Source organism: Nonomuraea sp. CA-143628 (assembly GCF_050942315.1).
Lineage (GTDB): Bacteria > Actinomycetota > Actinomycetes > Streptosporangiales > Streptosporangiaceae > Nonomuraea.
Window position 1 is genome coordinate 10,087,940 of the sequence record NZ_CP192072.1, and the last position, 14,572, is coordinate 10,102,511.

A 14,572-nucleotide genomic window follows, 5' to 3' on the forward strand; every position below is an offset into this window, starting at 1 on the left:
TGAGGTCAAGCGTCTTTCATGGTGACATGCCCGGGTGATTGCCCGAACCGCCATTCGCCGTGGCCTGCGCCTTGTCGCGCTGGCCCTGGCCGTCGTCGTCGCGCTGCTCGGCCTCCTCGCCGGCGCGCTCCGCGTTCAGTTTACCGGTGACCCGGCGGCCTGGGCGAAGAGCACAGGTAACGACGCTCTCTGGCTCGGCCACGCCTGGGTCGACGGCCGCCGTACGGAGAAGGACGTGGAGCGGCTCGCGGTACGGCTACGAGCTACGGGCATCAAAGACCTGTACGTCCATTCGGGCCCGTTCGAGATGGATGGCCGTCTAGATCCCGCCAAATACCCCAGAGCCCGAAATTTCATCCAATGGGTGCGCCAATATCTGCCCGGCCTCCGCGTCTCCGCCTGGCTCGGCCAGAAGGTCGATGGCGGCCTCGACCTCGACAACGCCAAGTCCCGCGAGAACGTCCTGGCCGGAGTCGCCGCCATCATGAAGACCGGCTTCGACGGCATCCACTACAACTTCGAGCCGATCGGTGACGGCGACCGCGAGTTCCTCGACCTCCTCGGCAGAACCCGCCAGTACACCAAGCTGCTGTCGATCTCGACGCCCCAGATCGAGCCGTACCCCCTGATACGCCTGCCCGCCCGCGCGGTCATCGGCCACGACAAATACTGGTCGAGCGGCTACTTCAGGGAGGCCGCCGAGCGCGTCGACCAGGTGGCCATCATGACGTACGACTCCCTCACGCCCCTGCAGTCCCTCTACGGGGGCTATGTCGTGCGGCAGGCCACGCTCGCCCTCGACCTGGTCCCGGAGACGAAGCTGGTCCTCGTGGGCGCTCCCGCCTACCACGACCACGGCCTCGCCTGGAGCGACGCCGCCGAGAGCGTGGCCATGGCCGCCCAGGGCGCCAAGCTGGCCCTGACGGAGCATGGCAGGCGGGAGCGGTTCGGCCTGGCCCTGTACGTCGATTTCGCCGCAACGGAGGAGGATTGGCGCGAATACACCACCGAGTGGTTCTCCTGAGGCCGTACACTGGTCCGAGACTCCAATTCCCAGGGTGTTGATTTGAGCTGTCCTCTGGGTTATTGGTAACCTGTTCAACTGCGTGTGGCGCGCCCCTCTCACGAGCCCGCGCGCCCCATCCATCACTCAGACTTTACCGAGGCTTCTTCGTGGCGAACATCAAGTCCCAGATCAAGCGCAACAAGCAGAACGAGAAGGCTCGCCTGCGCAACAAGGCGGTCAAGTCGTCGCTGAAGACGGCCGTGCGCAAGTTCCGCGAGGCCGCCGAGCAGGGCGACGTCCAGCAGGCCGCCGAGCTGCAGCGGGCCGCCGCCCGCCAGCTCGACAAGGCCGTCAGCAAGGGCGTCATCCACAAGAACCAGGCTGCCAACCGCAAGTCGGCGATCGCCAAGCAGGTCGCCACCCTGGCAGCAGCCAAGTAAGACCCAGCCGAGCTCGACCGAAGAGCGAGGCGCCAGAGCGCCGCACCACCGTCAAGGGGTGCGGCGTTTTTTGTGTCACGATTTCGATATCACACCGCCGCATCAGGTCTGTCACCGTTGCGAAGATCACCTTGCCCTCCCCCAGCTGAATGCCCAAAGGTTCACTAAACGGGGCAAGGGGGGCACATGCGGGGGCCGTTGGTCGTCAAGCGGGCGTTCAGCGAGCCGTTGCTGTTGCTGGCCGCGTTCGGGTCGATCCTGCTGGCCACCACGACTCTGGTCGCGCTGACCATGTACGCCTCCACCATCGCCGAGGTGGGCGTGCGCCGCACGATGGAGACCGCGCCGCTGGGCCAGGTGGCCGCGACCATCGCCGCGCCCGTCACCGGCGAGACGTTCCCGGCACTCGACCGGGCGATCCGCGCCGAGCTCGCCAGGGCCTACGCGGGCGCGCCCGCCGCCATCACGACCGCCTTCCGGTCCGATTCCTACGTCCGGCCGGGCCAGGAGAGCCGCAAAACCCCCGAACTGCTCAGGTTCGGCAGCTATGACGGCCTCGACGCCCACGCCAAACTGGTCTCCGGCACCTGGCCGAACGCCACCGAACCCAAGACGGTCGAGGCCGCGATCTCCTTGTCGGCGGCCACGGCGATGGGCGTCAAGGCGGGTCAGGAGCTCACCACCGAAGGCCGCCTCGACCACAAGGCGGTCACTGTCCGCATCACCGGCGTCTTCCAGCTCAACGACCCGTTCGGCGACCGCTGGACCGGCGAGCAGCTGCTCACCAGGGGCGTCGAGACGGGCGAGTACACCACCTACGGCCCGCTGATGGTCTCCCGTGAGACGTTCCTGAGCCGCTTCGCCACGAACGTCAACGCCACCTGGACCGCCGTCCCCGACCTGCGCGCTCTGTCACCGGAGCAGCTGCGGCCGTTCGCCGCCCGGGTGACCGAGCTGCGCGACCGACTCCACGCGAACGGCTGCGCGAGCTGCACCGCCACCAGCCGCCTGCCGGAAATGCTCGCCCAGCTCGGCACCGCCGCCCTGGTCGCCCGCTCCACCATGCTGATCCCGGTCCTGCAGTTGCTGCTGCTGGCCGCGTACGCGCTCATGCTCACCGCCCGCCTGCTCGCCGACCACCGCCGCATGGAGGTGGCGCTGCTGCGCTCGCGCGGCGCGGGCACGCTGCGGCTGGCCGCGCTGGCGGGCGGCGAGGCGCTGCTCGTGGCCCTCCCGTGCGCGATCGTCGCGCCCTTCCTCGGCCCGCCGCTGCTGGCCCTGGTCAACGCGCTGCCCTGGATCAGGGCCTCCGGTGTACGGCTGACGCCCTCGCCCGATCTGGGCACGTTCGCGGTCTCGATCGGCGTGGCCCTGGCCTCGGCCGTACTCCTCATGCTCCCGGCTCTCGCCGGCGCCCGGCGTACCTACGTGGAGGAGCAGTCGGCGCGTGGCCGCGGCGGCGGGCGCGGGCTGATCGAGCGCGCGGGGGCGGACCTGGCGCTGCTGGTGGTCGCGGGGCTGGCCATCTGGCAGCTGCGGCGCTACGGCGCGCCCGTCACCGGGACCGCCGCCGGCGACCTCGGCATCGACCCGCTCATCGTCTCGGGACCGGCCCTGGCGCTGCTCACCGGCGGCATGCTGGGCCTGCGCCTGGTGCCCCGCGTCTCGAAGCTGGCCGAGCGGATCACCGCCAGGCGGCCCACGCTCGCCCCGGCGCTCGGCGTCTGGCAGGTCAGCCGGCGGCCGCTCAAGTACGCCGGGCCCGCGCTGCTGCTGACCATGGCCATCGCGATCGGCATCGTGTCCATGGCCACGGCCGCCACCTGGCGTGGTTCCCAGCAGGACCAGGCCCGCCATCAGGCCGGGGCCGACCTGCGGATCTCCGGGCCGCCGGACGGTCCCGAGCTGGGCACGTTCGGGCGCGGCACCGCGTTCGCCGCGCTGCCGGGCGTCACGGCGGTCTCGCCCGCCTTCCGCGGCCCGGTCCAGCTCAGCGGCGAGGGCGCGGTCCTGCTCGGCCTCGACGCCGGCAAGCTCGACCGGCTCTTCCAGTTGCGGCCCGACCTGTCGGCGCGATCGGTCGCGGAGATGGCGCGGGTGCTCGGCTCGGGCCGGCCGCGAGGTGCCCCGCTGGAGCTGCCGGGCCGGCCCACGACGCTCACGTTGCACGCCCGCGCCGACGCCGCGGTGACACTGCGGATCATGGTCTCGGACGCGCTCGGCGTATGGCGCGAGCTGCCCTTGGGCCTGCTCCGTCCGGGCGACAACCGGATCGACCTCGACCTTTCGGAGATCGCCGGGCGGACCGGGAAGATCGCCTACCCGCTGTCGGTCCACGGCCTGGTCGCCAATCCGCCCGAGAGCGGCAGCGCGCAGGTCACGGTGACCGGTCTGAGCGCGGATCGCCCGATCTCGCTCAAGGCGACCGGATCACAACCGGTCGCGGTCGCCTTCGGCGAGTTGTCCGGCCCGCTGCCCGTGGTGCTCACGACCGACCTGGCCGCCTCGCTCAAGCTCTCGGCGGGCCAGGTGGGCCGGGTCAACCTGGACCGGCGGATCGTCGAGGTCAAGGTCGCGGGCCTGGTCGACCGGATGCCGACGACCGCCGCCGACCAGCCCGCCGTACTGGCCGACTGGGCCACCCTGCAGGCGTACGGCCTGGCGGCGGGAGAGATCCCCAGACCGGCCACCGAATGGTGGCTCGCCGCCCACGACGGCGACACCGGGCCCGCGCTCGCGGCGCTGAAGAAGCGGCCGGAGTGGGACGTCACCGCGATCGACCAGCACGAGCTCACCGAGCGGCTGCGGGACGACCCGCTGGCCAGCGGGCTGCAGGGGGCGCTGATCCTGGGTTTCGCGGCGGCGCTGGCGTTCGCCGCGCTCGGCTTCGTGGTGAACGCCACCGTCGCGGCGCGGGAGCGGATGGCCGAGTTCACGATCCTGCGGGCGCTCGGGGTGAGCCACCGGCAGGTGTTCGGGCTGCTGGCGGTCGAGCAGGCGTTCGTCATCGGGTTGTCGCTGGTGGCGGGCACGGCGCTGGCGGTCGTCGTGGGCGTCCTGGTCGTGCCGCACATCGTGCTCACCGGGCAGGCCGCGGCCGTCACGCCGGACGTGCTGCTCGACATCCCGTGGGCGGCGACCGCGGCCATGCTGGCGCTGGTGGCCGCGGTGCTGCTCGGCATCGTCGCCGTACTGGCCCGCAATCTGCGTGGGCAGCGTCAGGAGGACCTGTGAAGATCCTGCGCCTGGCCCAGGCGTATCTGGGCGCGATGGCCATGCTGTCCCTGCTGACGTTGAGCGCCTGTCTGCTCCTGGCGGGGCTGCCGCGGGTGCTGCAGGGCTCGTACGACGAAGCGCTCCACCAGGCCCTCCAGGACGCGCCCGCGCAGCAGGCCGACCTGACCGTGCGGACCAGGTCACGCGGAGGGCCGGACGACCTGCGCGAGCCCGGCCAGTTCGCCTCCAGGGACGCCCGGCTCCGCTCGCTCGTACCGCCGCAGCTGCGGCCGCTCGTCTCGCCCACCGGCCAGATGAGCGCGAAGACGTACGACACGCCGGTCCATCTGTCGGGCGGGCAGACCTACATCAACCTCGGCTGGCTGTCGGACAGTGAGCGGCGGGTCGAGTGGGTCGACGGCCGGGCGCCGGGCAAGCCGACGACCATGCGCTGGAGCGGGACGGAGATCCCGCTGTTCGAGGTGGGCATCGTGGAGGAGGCCCGCACCACGATGCCGCTGAAGATCGGCGACGTGCGGATCCTCGGTGAGAGCGACTACGCCGCCGTCAAGATCGTGGGCGTGTTCAGGGCGAAGGACCCCGGCGCCCGCTACTGGAGCCACGACACCGACGTCCTGCACGTCACGCAGATCCAGCCGCCCGGCAAGCTGGAGCTGGAGCGGCGCACGACCGCGCTGATCTCGTCCGCCGGCCTGGCCGCCCTGAGCGGCGCCGACCGCAACCTGCTCTACAGCTGGATCCTGCCGGTCGATCCCACCGAGGCCGCCTCTCTCGACCTGCCCGAGCTGCGTGCCGCCATCGAGGACTACGGGCACGTGGTCACCCTGCAACCGGCGGGCGCCGACGGTGAGTATCGGCTGGAGACGGAGCTGCCGGGGTTGCTGGACAAGTTCGGGACCGCGCTCGGCACCGCGCAGACCGTGATGTTCCTGGTGCTCGGCGGCCTGCTGGTCGTGGCGCTGGGGGTGCTTGTACTGGCCGTACAACTGCTGGCCGAGCGGATCGATCACCCGCTCGCGCTGGCGCGGGCGCGCGGCGGGTCGCTGCGGCAGGTGGCGGGTGCCGGTACGGCGCTCGTGGTGATCGCGGTGGTGCCCGCGGCGCTGGCCGGGTGGGGGCTGGCCTTCCTGGTGCCGGGGCCGGTGCCGTGGCTCGCCCACGTGGGGCCCGCCCTCGTGCCCCTTACCGCCATCGGCTACGCGGCCGCGCGGCTGGCCGTGACGCACCGCACGCCCCTGCACGAGCGCCGCGACGACGTGGCCGCCGCCCGCCCGTCGGCCCGGCGGATCACCCTGGAGGTGCTGGTCGTCGGTCTGGCGCTGGCCGGGGCGTACCTGCTGCGCACCCGCGGCCTGACGACCGGCGTCCAGGACCCGTTCCTCATGCTCGTACCGGTCGCGCTGACGGTCGCCGCCGCGCTGATCACCATCCGCTGCTATCCCCTCCCCCTCAAGCTGCTCGTACGGCTGACCGCGCGCGGCCGCCTCGCCGTGCCCTTCCTGGGCCTGACCAGGGCGGCCCGGGCCAGATCAGCCAGCGTGCTGCCGGTGCTGATCCTGCTGCCCGCGCTGGCAGTGTCGGTGTTCGGGACGGTGATCTCCGGCGGGCTGTCCACCACGCAGCGCCTGGCGTCCTGGCAGAGCGTCGGCGCGCCGATCAAGCTGACCTCTCCTGTGGAGCTGCCTCCCGACGCCATCGAGCGGGTACGGAAGGTACCCGGCGTACGTCTGCTCGTGCCCGCGCAGACCGCCACCGCGCAGATCGGCTACGGCGGCGAGCGGGCCGAGGTCATCGCCGTCGACGTGGCCCAATGGCGGCGGCTGCTGGACGGCGCGCCGGTCAGCGTGCCCCTCACCGCCTCGGGAGCCTCAGGGATCCCGGTGCTGGTCTCCAGCGAGCTGCGCGGACGCGGCACGTTCGAGATCGCCTGGTATGAGCGGATGAAGGTCACCACGGCCGGCGAGATCGCCTCGCTGCCCGGCTTCTACCCGCGCGGCAAGTTCATCGTGCTGCCCTTCGCGACGAACAAGCGGCCCGGCGTCAACACCCTGCTGATCATGGGTGAGCCGGATCACGCGGCGCTGCTGGCGGCCACCGGACAGCCCAAGGCCGAGCTGATCTCGCAGGAACAGGCCCTCGCCGCGATCGAGGACGACCCGATGACCGGCACCGTCCAGAACATCCTGCTCATCACCACCATCGCGCTCGCGGTCTACGCGTTCATCGCCGTGCTGGTGACGCTGGTGATCGGCGCGGCCGACCGGGCCAGGGCACTGTCGTTCCTGCGCACGCTGGGGCTGTCGGACCGCCAGGCGCGGGGCCTGACCGTGCTGGAGATCCTCCCGCTGATCCTCATCACCTCGCTCGCCGGGCTCGCGCTCGGCCTCGGCCTGCCCGCGGCGCTCGGGCCCGGCATCGACCTGTCCGCCTACGCCGGTGACCTGGCCGTCGGCGACTACTCCGCCGACCCGGTCATGCCGGTCGTCCTGGCGGCCGGGCTGACCGCCGTCGCCGTGCTCGGCACCTACGCGCACACCGCCATCAGCCGCCGCCGCAGCCTCGGCGCCGTACTCCGAGTGGGTGACCTCATATGAGTCCAACGTTGTCCGAGCTGGAAGCCAAGGCCGCCGAGAAGAAGGTCGCGTTCGGCGGGGACGCGCACATCGTGTGCGACAACCTGGTGCGCATCTACAAGACCGAGGGCGTCGAGGTGGTCGCCCTGCAGGGCCTCGACCTGCTCATCCAGGAGGGCGAGCTGGTCGCCGTCGTCGGCGCCTCCGGGTCGGGCAAGTCGACGCTCCTGAACGTGCTGTCCGGCCTGGACGTGCCCACGGCGGGCGTGGCCCGGGTGGCGGGCACGGACCTGCTGTCGATGACCGCGAAGGACCGGCTGCGGTACCGGCGCGACATCGTCGGGTTCGTCTGGCAGCAGACCGCGCGCAACCTGCTCCCGTACCTGACCTCCCGGGAGAACGTCGAGCTGCCGATGAAACTGGCCGGTAAGGCACGGCGGGGACGCGCGGCCGAACTGCTGGACCTGATGGGCGTCGCCTCCTGCGCGGACCGCAAGGTGCCCGAGATGTCCGGCGGCGAGCAGCAGCGGGTCGCCATCGCCGTCGCCCTGGCCAACTCCCCGCAGCTCGTCCTGGCCGACGAGCCCACCGGTGAGCTGGACAGCGAGACCTCGGAGGAGGTGTTCGGGGCGCTGCGCAAGGCCAACGGCGAGCTGGGCGTGACCGTGGTCATCGTGACCCACGACCCGCTGGTGTCGGAGCGCGTCGATCGTACGATCGGCATCCGCGACGGGCGGACCAGCAGCGAGACGCTCCGCCGCGAGGGCGTCGCCGAGGAGTACGCCGTGCTCGACCGCGTGGGGCGGCTGCAACTGCCCCGCGACTTCATGAACGCCCTGGACATGGAACGCCGGGTGCGCCTCGAACTCGAATCCGACCACATCGGCGTGTGGCCGGCCCGGGAGGAGCCCTCCAATGAGCAGTGAGCCCCTGGTTGTCGTCGAGGGGGTGCGCAAGACTTATCGCACCGGGCCGAAGGAGGTCGTGGCGCTGCGGGAGGTCTCGTTCTCGGCCTACCCCGGCGAGCTGATCGCCATCCGCGGCCGGTCGGGGTCCGGCAAGACGACCCTGCTGAACCAGATCGGCGGGCTCGACCGGCCCGACGCCGGGCGCGTCGTCGTGGCGGGGGCCGAGGTGACCTCGATGTCCGAGGACGACCTGCTGGCGCTGCGCCGAGACGTGGTGGGGTTCGTCTTCCAGTCGTTCGGGCTGATCCCGGTGCTGTCGGCGGCCGAGAACGTCGGCGTACCGATGCGGCTGGCCCGCACCCCGGCCGCGGAGCGGGAGACGCGCGTGCGCGTGCTGCTCTCCCTCGTCGGGCTGGAACAGCACGTCAACCAGCGGCCGTACGAGCTGTCCGGCGGCCAGCGGCAGCGGGTGGCGATCGCCAGGTCGCTGGCCAACCGGCCCCGGCTGCTCGTCGCCGACGAGCCCACCGGACAACTCGATTCACAGACCGGGCGGCAGATCATGGAGCTGCTGCGCGCCCTGGTCCGCAGCGAGGGCGTCACCGCGCTCGTCGCCACCCACGATCCGAGCCTCATCACGCTGGCCGACCGGGTGCTGGAGATCAGCGACGGAGTCCTGCGGGAGGCCGCTCCTCTGGAGAGCCGGTCCTTGGAGGCTTGACGGACGTGATCGCGGCCAGGTTCGCCACGGCCACGGCGACCGCTCCCGCCAGCAGCAGCCCGGTCATGCCCACGAAGCCCGCGAGCGGCGCCGCCACGGCCAGCCCGAACGGCCGCGAGGCGAACGAGATGAGCTGATCGAAGGCCCGCACCCGCCCCAGCGCGCCTTCGGGGATCTCCTCGGCGACGACGGTCTCCCACAACGGGCTGAGCAGCCCGAGCCCGAACATCGCCACGAAGTACGCCGCCGCGATCAGCACCACGTTCGCCGTCAGCGCCAGCGCCACCAACGGCAGCAGGTACAGCGCGGCGGCCACCTGGACGACGACCAGCGGCCGGCGAACAGGCAGCCTCGGCACCAGGAACACCCCCGCGACCAGCCCGACCGTCCCGCACTGCACGATGAGCACCCAGCTGGCCTCGCCGCCGAGGTGCTTGACCGCGGTCAGCGGGCCGAGGGTGAGGAACAACCCGGCCATGAAGTGCCATACGCCATGGCCGAGCACCGACTTCAGGAACCACGGCCGTGTCCTGACCTCGCGCCACCCCTCGGCCAGGTCCTTGGCGAAGGTGTTCCGGGCTCTCTCGGATTGCTTGGCCGTACGGACTCCGCCAAGGGTGAGCGCCGAGCAGGCGAACAGCGCGGCGGTGAGCAACGCCGCCCACCCCGGGCCCGCCACCAGCACCACGCCGCCCGACAGGGCGGGCGCGAGCACGCTGGAGGTGCTGGTGGCCACGCCGATGCGGGCGTTCACCCGCAACCGGTCCGGGCCCGGCACCACGGCCGCGACCAGCCTCGGCACGGCCGGCATGCCGAACGCGATCGCCACCCCCGCCACCGCGGACAACACGGCCAGATCGAGCACGCGGCCGACGCCCATCAGCAGCTCGATCCCGATGGCGGCCTGGGAGAGGCCGCGGACCAGGTCGGCCACCAGCGCCACCCGCTCGGGCCGGAACCGGTCGGCCAGCACCCCGCCGACCGGGAGGAGCAGGAGGAGGGGGATCAATTCGCAGGCCAGGACGAGACCAAGGGCCTCGGCCGAGCCTGTGGTGCGGAGGACGGCCAGGGTGAGGGTGGTGGGGATCAAGGCGGTGGCCAAGGCGGAGATGGCTCGCCCGAGCAGAAGTCTCATGGGGTGCGACATTAATTCGCTGGCTAATGTTTCGTCAACTAAATACTTGCTGGCTTAAGATTGACGGGTGGACTCGATGAACGCGGGCTCCGGCTCTAGCTCCAGCTCCGACTCCAGTGACTCTGTCGATCGGCATCTGGCGCGGTGGCGGGGCAGGGCGCCGTACGACGAGCGGGTGGAGGCGGTCGTGACGCGGATGCAGTTCCTCGTCAAGCACCTGCATCAGACGAAGGAGGCGGCGCTGGCGGAGGTGGGGATGCAGGACTTCGAGTTCGAGACGCTGCATCGGCTGGTGGCCAGGGCGGGCTCCGCGACGCCTTCGGAGCTGGCCGCGGAGCTGATGCTGTCGCCGGCCGGGATGACCGGCCGCCTCGACACGCTGGAGAGGTCGGGCCTGGTACGCCGCCTGCGTAGCACGGACGACCGCCGCCGGGTCGACGTGGAGCTGACGGACAGAGGGCACGAGCTGTGGATGGAGGCCATGCGGATCCGGGGGGAGGTGGAGGCCGCGATGGTCTACGTGCTGGATCCGGCGGAGCAGGCGACCCTGGACGGCCTGCTCAAACGCCTCCTGGTGAACGTGGAATCCACCCGCTGACGCTGGTCAGGTGCGGCGGAGCTCGCGGAAGGCGCGGCCGGTCAGGAGCGGCGGAGCTCGCGGAAGAAGCTCGTCAGCTCCTCTTGGAGGAGGGCCGGTTCCTCCAGGGGCAGGAAGTGGCCGCCCCTGCCGGGCTCGCTCCACTGCCGGATGTCCGTGAGGGCCCGCTCGGCCATCGACCGCGGAAAGTCGGCCATCAACGGCTCGTGGCTCAGCGTGACCGCCGCCGGCACGGTGATGGGCGGCCGGGCGGTGTTGTGCTCGAAGTCGAAGTATTGCCTGAACGATGTGCCGATCGAGCCCGTGGCCCAGTAGAGGGTGAGGATCGTCAGCAGGGTGTCGCGGTCGAACCGGGTCTCCACCTCGCCGTGACAGTCGCTCCAGTCGCGGTATTTGTCCACGATCCACGCGGCCAGCCCGACCGGCGAGTCCAGCAGCGCGGCGGCGATGGTGTCGGGCCGTGTGCCCATGATGGAGCTGTAGCCGGCGTCACCCTCGTCATAGACGGCTTCCGCGTCGAGGAACGCCTGCTCCTCCGCCGACAGCGGCGGATCCTCCAGCGACGCCGGGAACGGCGGATGGATCAGGTGAATCCCGATCACCCGCTCCGGATAGAGCGCCCCCAGCCACCCGGTCGCCGCGCCGCCGATGTCACCGCCGAACGCGCCGTAACGCTCGTAGCCCAGCGTCTCGGTCATCAGCGCGTGCAGGATCCGCGCCATCGCCGCCCTGGTCAGCGGCTCAGCGGGCAGCTCCGAATAGAGGAAGCCGGGCATGGACGGGATCACCACGTCGAACGCGTCCGCCGGATCACCCCCGAACCGTCCTGGATCGGCCAGCCGGGCCGCCAGCGGCAGCATCTCCATGAAGCTGCTCGGCCACCCGTGGCTCAGCAGCAACGGCATGGGCGCGGGCCCGTTGCCGGGGATCTTCAGGAAGTGCGTGCGCGTGCCGTCGATGTGCGCGATGCCGTGCGGCAGAACGTTCAGCTCGGCCTCATGCGCCCGGAAGTCGAATCCGTCGGCCCAGTAGCCGACCAGGTCACGAAGATAGCCGGGGTCTGCGCCGCCCTGCCACGCCTGCTCCCCTGGCCGCGTGGGGTCGCCGAACCGCGTGTTACGCAGCCGACTCCGCAGATCGTCCAGCACGTCGTCCGGCACCTCGATACGAAACGGCGACCAGCTCACATACCCTCCAGCAACCGACAGGAGGCGCGCATCGCCCTCCGACGCTTCGCGACCTTACCGGGGCGCCGGCTATCGGACCATTGGTTATCGGAGCGGGTGGCACCCATCAGTCCGTACGGGCAGCTACCGGCCCGTGCGGTTGGCGACGATCACTTGCACCGTGTGTTCGAGCGCGTACGCCGGGTCGGCGCCGCCGCCCTTGACCTGCTCGTCGGCGTCGGCCACCGCCTGGATGGCGCGTGACAGGCCCTCCGGACCCCAGCCGTTCAGCTGCCGCTTGACGCGGTCGATCTTCCACGGCGGCATGCCCAGGTGGCTCGCCAACTGCCCGCCCCTGAGGTTGCGCGGCGCTCCGCCGACCTTGGCCAGGCCCCTCAGCCCGCCCGCCAGCGCGCTCACCAGCAGCACGGGGGCCACCCCGGTGCCGAGTGCCCAGCGGAGCTGCTCCAGCGCCTCGGCCAGCCGCCCCTCGAGCGCCGAGTCGGCCACGTTGAACCCGGTGACCTCCGCCCGCCCCTTGTGATAGCGGGCCACGGCCGCCGCGTTGATCGTCTTGTCTTCCGTGTCGAACACCAGCTGGTTGCAGGCGGCGGCCAGCTCCCGCAGATCGTTGCCCACCGCCTCGAGCAGCGCCTGCGCGGCATCGCCCGAAATGCCGCGCCCCGCCCGCTTGATCTCGCCCTTGACGAAGTCGAGCCGCTCCCCTGCCTTGGTGACCTTGTTGACGGTGACGACTCGCGCCCCCGCCTTCTTGACCCCGTCGACCAGCGCCTTGCCCTTCACCCCGCCCGGGTGGACCAGGATGAGCACGGTGTCGTCGGAGGGCTGCGCCACGTACTTCACGACCTCGGCGATGACGTCCTTGACGAGATCCTGCGCGGACCGGATCACCACCACGGAACGATCACCGAAGAGCGACGGCGAGGTCAGCTGGGTCAGCTCCCCCAGCGCCACCTTCCCGCCGATGAGATCGTGCACCTCCGCACCGCTCTCGGCCGCCCGCGCCGCCGCGACCACCTCGCTGACCGCGCGCTCGGCCAGCAGCTCCTCGTCGCCGACGACCAAGGTCACGAGTGCTGGATCTGTTGCCGCCATGTCGTGCAGCATGCCATGCGGCACCGACAAGCGGGTACTCGATCACGTCGTCCCCAGTCCTCGCAGGTACGCCGCCGCGCGGTGCATGCCGCCGTGTTCGGCCCAGCCGAGCGGGGTCGCGTCGTACTCCGTGTCCTTGATCGCCGGGTCGGCGCCGAGCTCGATCAGTGCCCTGGCCGTCTCGACGTCGTCGTTCCAGGCCGCGGCGTGCAGCGGGGTGGACTCACGCAGGTGGTTCACGCCGAAGCCGAGACCGGCCAGCAGCCGTACCGCCGCGGGTTTGCGCTGCTCGGCGGCCCTGATGATCAGCCCGGGGAATCGTTCGAGCGCCCGCGCCAGCGGTTCCGGGCCGAATCCGGCCACCGCGTCGGCGTCGGCGCGCATGCAGGCGGCGGTGAACGCCTCCATCTCGTCCAGTACCGCCGAGGCGCCTGCCGCGGCGAGCAGCTCGGCGATCTCGGTGTGCCCGTTCAGCAGGGCGAGCTCGTAGGGGGTGTGTCCGCCGTACGCCGGATGCCCGCCCAGGCCGTCCACCTCCGCGCCGTGGGCCAGGAGCAGCCGGGCTCGCCGCGGGCAGCCGCGCAGCGCGGCGGTGGCCAGTTCGTCGCGCAGCATCTGCTGCGGGGACTGCAGTGTGGGACCCATCCGGGCATGCCACGGGCCGCCCGCGCCCCGGCCCAGGCCGAACTCCAGCAGCAGCTGAAGGTGGGCGGTGTCGTCGGAGCGGGCGCCGCCGAGCCCGAGGTTGTAGAGCGTCTGACCGTCATTGGGGTCCGCTCCGGCCTCCAGCAGCAGCCTGGCCAGCGCCAGGCCCTGCGGATGCGGTGGCTGGTGGCCCTCTCCTCCGCCGAACGCGCCGGTGAGCACGGTGAACGGTGTGGGCAGTCCGTCCCACAGGAATCCGGCGTTCGGATCGGCGCCATGGTCGAGGAGAAGCCGGGCGGCGGCCACGTACCGGCCGGGAGCATCGAGCCGCGCGTAGGCCAGGTAGAGCAGCGGCTCCCACCCGAAGGGGCCGCCCTGCTCGCGCGCGAGCCCCGGATTTTCGGCCAGTACGCCGGCCAGCGCGTCGGCCGAGCCGGTGGCCGCCATCGTGAAGACGTTCGCGGTGGACAACCGCGGATGCCGGGCGAGCAGCAGGTCGGCGTCCGCGGTCCGGCCCGGGTAGTCCGTGCCATAGGTGAGGCAGGCGAGCCGCAGGAACTCCTCCGGCAACTCCTCGCTCGGCGCGACCCGGTGCGGCGAGCGGGAGTAGCGCTCGACGGTGCCGAGGTGTTCTTTGAGCCTGGGCCAGCTCGCGAAGCCGTACATCCGGGCGGTGACGAGTTGCGCGTCGGCCAGCTTGAGCGTCTCCGGCGGCCGGGGATGGAACTCGGCGACGAGCCCGAGCGCCTCGGGAACTCCCGCCTTCGCATACTGAAGCAGCGTCTTGGCCTGCTTGCGGAGACGTTCGAGGCTGGGGTTGTCGGGCAGGCGATGGATGGGCACGAGGGCCTCCTTTCCGTCTGGCCTGGCGTCCGCATGATCAGGCCGGGAAAAGAGGTCGGGCCGGGTCGTTCGATGAGCATCAGGTGGGCTTAGCCCTGTCCGCGGACCGGTGGCGCCCTGAGCGCGCACCACCCACCCTACGCCGTCGGTCGTCGGTCACGCCGTCTACCGGCGGCCACATCGC

General features: G+C 71.4%; 11 protein-coding genes. 7 read left to right on the forward strand and 4 right to left on the reverse strand.

Annotation, left to right across the window (positions count from 1 at the left end; translation table 11 throughout):
* Positions 1-34 precede the first annotated feature (34 nt).
* From ACQP2T_RS45690 to ACQP2T_RS45715, 6 genes are all read left to right on the forward strand, one after another.
* A complete protein-coding gene (locus ACQP2T_RS45690; RefSeq protein ID WP_433511093.1) occupies positions 35-1,024 on the forward strand; it encodes a hypothetical protein in 990 nt (329 codons plus the stop codon).
* 149 nt (positions 1,025-1,173) lie between these two features.
* Positions 1,174-1,446 carry a 30S ribosomal protein S20 gene (gene rpsT / locus ACQP2T_RS45695; RefSeq protein WP_433511094.1) on the forward strand — a complete coding sequence of 91 codons (273 nt, stop codon included), beginning with the start codon at positions 1,174-1,176 and terminating at the stop codon, positions 1,444-1,446.
* A 186-nt stretch (positions 1,447-1,632) separates the two neighbouring features.
* Positions 1,633-4,680 carry an FtsX-like permease family protein gene (locus tag ACQP2T_RS45700; RefSeq protein WP_433511095.1) on the forward strand — a complete coding sequence of 1,016 codons (3,048 nt, stop codon included), beginning with the start codon at positions 1,633-1,635 and terminating at the stop codon, positions 4,678-4,680.
* Positions 4,677-7,277 (forward strand): FtsX-like permease family protein, encoded by a 2,601-nt coding sequence (locus ACQP2T_RS45705; protein ID WP_433511096.1) that lies wholly within the window; start codon positions 4,677-4,679, stop codon positions 7,275-7,277. Before ACQP2T_RS45700 ends, ACQP2T_RS45705 begins: the two co-directional genes overlap by 4 nt.
* On the forward strand, positions 7,274-8,182 hold the full coding sequence (locus ACQP2T_RS45710) for an ABC transporter ATP-binding protein (protein ID WP_433511097.1): 909 nt from the start codon (positions 7,274-7,276) through the stop codon (positions 8,180-8,182). The genes ACQP2T_RS45705 and ACQP2T_RS45710 overlap by 4 nt, the downstream gene beginning before the upstream one ends.
* Complete coding sequence (locus ACQP2T_RS45715; protein WP_433511098.1) at positions 8,172-8,885, forward strand: ABC transporter ATP-binding protein; 714 nt, start codon at positions 8,172-8,174, stop codon at positions 8,883-8,885. The genes ACQP2T_RS45710 and ACQP2T_RS45715 overlap by 11 nt, the downstream gene beginning before the upstream one ends.
* Here ACQP2T_RS45715 and ACQP2T_RS45720 read toward each other — a convergent pair.
* A complete protein-coding gene (locus ACQP2T_RS45720; protein WP_433511099.1) occupies positions 8,827-10,020 on the reverse strand; it encodes an MFS transporter in 1,194 nt (397 codons plus the stop codon). The genes ACQP2T_RS45715 and ACQP2T_RS45720 overlap by 59 nt on opposite strands.
* A 76-nt stretch (positions 10,021-10,096) precedes the next feature.
* On the opposite strand from ACQP2T_RS45720, the gene ACQP2T_RS45725 reads away from it, so the two are divergent.
* The gene (locus tag ACQP2T_RS45725; protein WP_433519919.1) at positions 10,097-10,618 is read left to right on the forward strand and encodes a MarR family winged helix-turn-helix transcriptional regulator; all 522 of its coding nucleotides are present in this window, start codon (positions 10,097-10,099) and stop codon (positions 10,616-10,618) included.
* A gap of 41 nt (positions 10,619-10,659) precedes the next feature.
* Here ACQP2T_RS45725 and ACQP2T_RS45730 read toward each other — a convergent pair whose 3' ends face one another.
* The 3 genes from ACQP2T_RS45730 to ACQP2T_RS45740 form a co-directional block, all read right to left on the reverse strand.
* Positions 10,660-11,805: an epoxide hydrolase family protein gene (locus ACQP2T_RS45730; RefSeq protein WP_433511100.1), complete on the reverse strand. Its 1,146-nt coding sequence runs from the start codon at positions 11,803-11,805 to the stop codon at positions 10,660-10,662.
* Positions 11,806-11,928: 123 nt separating this feature from the next.
* On the reverse strand, positions 11,929-12,900 hold the full coding sequence (holA, locus tag ACQP2T_RS45735; RefSeq protein ID WP_433511101.1) for a DNA polymerase III subunit delta: 972 nt from the start codon (positions 12,898-12,900) through the stop codon (positions 11,929-11,931).
* A 42-nt stretch (positions 12,901-12,942) separates the two neighbouring features.
* Entirely contained in the window at positions 12,943-14,388 is a 1,446-nt protein-coding gene (locus ACQP2T_RS45740; RefSeq protein WP_433511102.1) for an ankyrin repeat domain-containing protein, read from the reverse strand.
* Between the last annotated feature and the right edge of the window lie 184 nt (positions 14,389-14,572).